Annotated in this window: 3 protein-coding genes; 2 read left to right on the top strand and 1 reads right to left on the bottom strand. The window is 72.5% G+C overall.

The features are described from left to right. The coding region (locus MXD58_RS21350; protein ID WP_250609798.1) for an HAD-IC family P-type ATPase at positions 1 to 781 on the top strand (781 nt) is incomplete at its 5' end. Between the two features lie 19 nt (positions 782 to 800). Here the strand turns inward: MXD58_RS21350 and metG are convergent. Further along, on the bottom strand, positions 801 to 2315 hold the full coding sequence (gene metG / locus MXD58_RS21345) for a methionine--tRNA ligase (RefSeq protein ID WP_248839626.1): 1515 nt from the start codon (positions 2313 to 2315) through the stop codon (positions 801 to 803). Positions 2316 to 2971: 656 nt separating this feature from the next. On the opposite strand from metG, the gene hemL reads away from it, so the two are divergent. After that, positions 2972 to 4292, top strand: a 1321-nt coding sequence (gene hemL / locus MXD58_RS21340) for a glutamate-1-semialdehyde 2,1-aminomutase (RefSeq protein ID WP_250609797.1), incomplete at its 3' end; no start/stop codon positions are given.

Raw genomic sequence — 4292 nt, 5'->3', positions numbered from 1 at the left:
CGGCGTGCGCGGCACCGTCGAGGGCCGGGCCGTGGTCGTCGGCCGGGATCTGCTCTTCGGTGAGCTGCCGGGGCCACTGCCTGAGACGCTGGCGGCGCAGCGGCGCTTGGGCCGCACCGCGGTCGCCGTTGCCTGGGACGGCCAGGTCCGCGGGTTGATCAGCGTCGCCGACACCGTCCGGCCCACCGCGGCGACGGCCGTCGAGGCGCTGCGCGGCCTCGGCCTGCACCCGATGCTGCTCACCGGGGACTCCGCCGCCGTGGCGCACGGGGTCGCGGCCGAGATCGGCATCGCGGCGACCGATGTGATCGCCGAGGTGCTGCCCGAGGAGAAGGTCGCGGTCATCCGCAGGCTGCAGGAGCGGGGCCACGCCGTCGCGATGGTCGGCGACGGCGTGAACGACGCCGCCGCCCTCGCCCAGGCCGACCTGGGCCTGGCCATGGGCGGTGGGACGGACGCGGCGATCGAGGCGTCCGACCTGACCCTGGTCAACGCCGACCCGCGGCTGATCGCCGACGCGATCCGGCTGTCCCGCGCGACGCTGCGGACGATCCGCGGCAACCTGTTCTGGGCGTTCGCCTACAACGTCGCGGCGCTGCCGCTGGCGGCCGCCGGGCTGCTCAACCCGATGATCGCCGGAGCGGCGATGGCGTTCAGCTCCGTGTTCGTGGTGACGAACAGCCTGCGCCTGCGTCGGTTCGGCGCACCGCGGGCCGACACCGCGGCCGGCACCGCCACCATGGCCGAGCGGAATTTGCCCGCCCTCGCCCGGCGGCCGTAGCCGCCGGGCCGGGCGCCGCTCAGCTCGCGGGCGCCTCCAGCCGGGGGAAGACCGGCGCCGGCTCCGCGACGTGGTCACCGCCGTCGCCGCACTGGGCGGCGATGCGCGGTGCCGCGTCGGGCAGGAACGGCAGCAGGTGCGCCGCGAGTTCCCGGCAGGTCGCGACCAGCTCCGCGAGCACGGCGTCGAGGGCGTCCGGACCGGCGCCCTCCTTGCGCTCGGCCTTCGCCAGCTCCCAGGGCTTCGCCGCCTCGACGTAACGGTTGCCCTCGTTGCCGATCACTGTGATGACCTCGGCGGCCCGGCGGAAGTCGAAGGTGGTGACCATCGCGTCGATCGTCGCCGCGGCCTGTTCACGGACGGCCCGCAGCGCCGCGGCCGCCGGGTTGTCCGCGGCGAGCGCCGGGATCTCCCCGTCCCGGTAGCGCCGGACCATCGACACCGTCCGGTTGACGAGGTTGCCGATGTTGTTGGCGAGGTCCTCGTTGGCCCGGGTGATCAGCCGCTCGGTGGTGTAGTCGGTGTCGCCGCTGCGGGCGACGTCGCGCAGCATCCACCAGCGCAGCGCGTCGGTGTTGTAAGCGGCGACGATGTCGCCCGGATCCTCCGCGTTGCCGGCCGACTTGGAGATCTTCAGGCCATCGGCGGTGAGGTACTCGTGCACGAAGATGGTGTCGGGCAGGCGCACCCCGGCGGAGAGCAGCATCGCCGGCCAGTACACGGCGTGGAAGCGGATGATGCCCTTGCCGATGACGTGCACCCGGGCGTCACTGTCGTTCCACCAGTGCTGGAACGAGGCGTCGTCCGTGCCGTAGCCCGGCGCGGTGATGTAGTTGCCCAGGGCGTCGAACCAGACATAGATGACCTGGTCGGGGTCGCCCGGTACCGGAATGCCCCAGCCACGGGCCCGGGTCATGCTCCGCGAGGCGCTGAAGTCCTCGAGCCCGGCCTCGATGAACGACAGCACCTCGCGCTTGCGGGTCGCCGGCTCGATCCGCAGCCTGTCGGTGGAGATCAGTTCGTGCAGTTGGTCGGAGTACCGGCTGAGCCGGAAGAACCAGTTGCTCTCCTCGACCAGGTCCGGGACGGTGCCGTGTTCCGGGCAGCGACCGTCGACGAGCTCGTCGGGCTGGTAGAACAGTTCGCAGCCGACGCAGTACAGGCCGGCGTAGCTCTTGCGGTAGAAGTCGCCGCGCTCGGCGCAGGCCCCCCACAGCTTCTCCACCCCGGGCCGGTGCCGGGGGTCCGTGCTGGTCTTGATGAAGTCGTCGAAGGACAGTCCGAGCGGCTCCCGCAGGGACACGAAGCGGGCGGCGACCCGGTCGACGTACTCCACCGGGGTGATGCCCTCGGCCTCGGCGCTCTGGACGTTTTTCAGCGCGTTGTCGTCGGTACCGGTCTGGAACCGGACCTCGTCACCGCGCGCCCGCAGGTGCCGGGCGTACGCGTCCGTCTCGACCAGCTCCAGCGCGTGCCCCACGTGCGGCTTGCCGTTGACGTACGGAATGGCCGTCGTCACGAAGTAGCGACCCATCGGTTTCGGATCCTTCCGCCCCGGGCGCTGCCTCGTCGACGAGGCTCCGTCGGGGCCTCATCGGTGGTCTGTCAGGACGCGCGGAGAAGGCCGGATGGCATGTGCATCATCCGGCGGCTCGCCGCCTGGGCGGTGACCCGTGTCGTCAACACAGGGAAATCCTACCCGCGACCGCCGGTAGATCCGTGCGGCCGCATCGTCGAGGAACCCGACGAAACATGATCGCGATGAGAATCCTCACACCCGACCGGGTACATGTTCCGCGTCACCACGGCGAAAGACCCGCAACGCACGGCGAACCGCCAGGTAAGGGCGGTCTCTCAGGCCACTACCGCCCGCCGGTCGACCGATGGCCGCTCGGCACCGCGGGGGCGGGCCGGGCAGTATCGGGCCAACACATTCATTACCTTCCGCTGTACAGCCCGTCGTCGCGTTCGCCGCCTCGACCGCCACTACGGGCACCGCCTTCCGGCCAGGCCGGTCGCGCGGGTTGACCGGGTGGGACCCGGCGCACATGCCGCCGCCGGTGGGCGGCCGGGGCAAACCCCCGCCCACCGGCGGCTCCCACCCTCGCCGGGGGCCGCGCGCCCGGACGCGGACGTGCGCCTGACCACGCGGAGCGCGAGACGCGAGACGGACCTGCGAGGATCAGGGGCATGGTGGTTCCCTCCGCCGCGCCGGCCTCCGAGGAGCTGTTCCGGCGCGCCGAGCGTGTAGTTCCCGGCGGGGTCAACTCCCCGGTCCGTGCCTTCCGAGCGGTCGGCGGCAGCCCGCGGTTCATGGTGTCCGGCAACGGCCCGTACCTGACCGACGCGGACGGCCGAACCTACGTCGACCTGGTCTGCTCCTGGGGGCCGATGATCCTCGGCCACGCCCATCCCGCGGTCGTCGAGGCGGTGACCCGGGCGGTGGCTGCCGGTACCAGCTTCGGCACGCCGACGGGCGGTGAGGTCGAGCTCGCCGAACTGATCGTCGAGCGGGTCGGGCCGGTAGAGAAGGTGCGGCTGGTCAACTCCGGTACTGAGGCGACGATGAGCGCGGTGCGCCTCGCCCGCGGCTTCACCGGCCGGTCGACCATCATCAAGTTCGCCGGCTGCTACCACGGGCATGTCGACGCGCTGCTCGCCGCGGCCGGCTCCGGGGTGGCCACCCTGGGGCTGCCCGACACCCCCGGGGTGACCGGCGCCGCGACGGCCGACACGATCGTGCTGCCCTACAACGATCTCGCCCTCGTCGAGGCGGTGTTCGCCGAGCGCGGCGAGACGATCGCCGCGGTCATCACCGAGGCCGCCGCCGCCAACATGGGTGTCGTCCCGCCGTTGCCCGGTTTCAATGCCGGCCTGCGGCGGCTGTGCGACATCCACGGCGCGCTGCTCATCCTCGACGAGGTGATGACCGGGTTCCGGATCTCCCGGGCCGGCTGGTGGGGCATCGAGGGCGCCCTCGAGGACTGGTCGCCCGACCTGTTCACCTTCGGCAAGGTGATGGGCGGCGGCCTGCCGGCGGCGGCGTTCGGCGGACGGGCCGACGTGATGTCGAAGCTCGCGCCCGCCGGCCCCGTCTACCAGGCCGGAACCCTCTCCGGCAACCCGATCGCGGTCGCCGCCGGCCTGGCGACCCTGCGGGCCTGCACCGACGAGGTCTACGCCACCGTCGACGCCCGCGCCGGCGACGTCGCCGGCATCGTGTCCACCGCGCTCACCGAGCAGGGCGTGGCCCACGTGCCGAGCAGCGCCGGCTCGCTGTTCAGCTTCTTCTTCACCGACGCCGCCACTGTGATCGACTACGCCGCGGCGCAGGAGCAGAACACCGCGCGCTACGCCGCCTTCTTCCACAGCATGCTCGACGCAGGGATCTATCTGCCGCCCTCGGCGTTCGAGGCCTGGTTCGTCTCCGCCGCGCACGACGACGCGGTGATGGAACGCATCGCCGCCGCCGCGCCGGCGGCGGCCCGCGCCGCGGCGGCCCGCTCGATCG

Source organism: Frankia sp. AgKG'84/4 (assembly GCF_023242965.2).
GTDB lineage: Bacteria > Actinomycetota > Actinomycetes > Frankiales > Frankiaceae > Frankia.
This window is presented reverse-complemented; position numbering and strand designations above follow the sequence as displayed.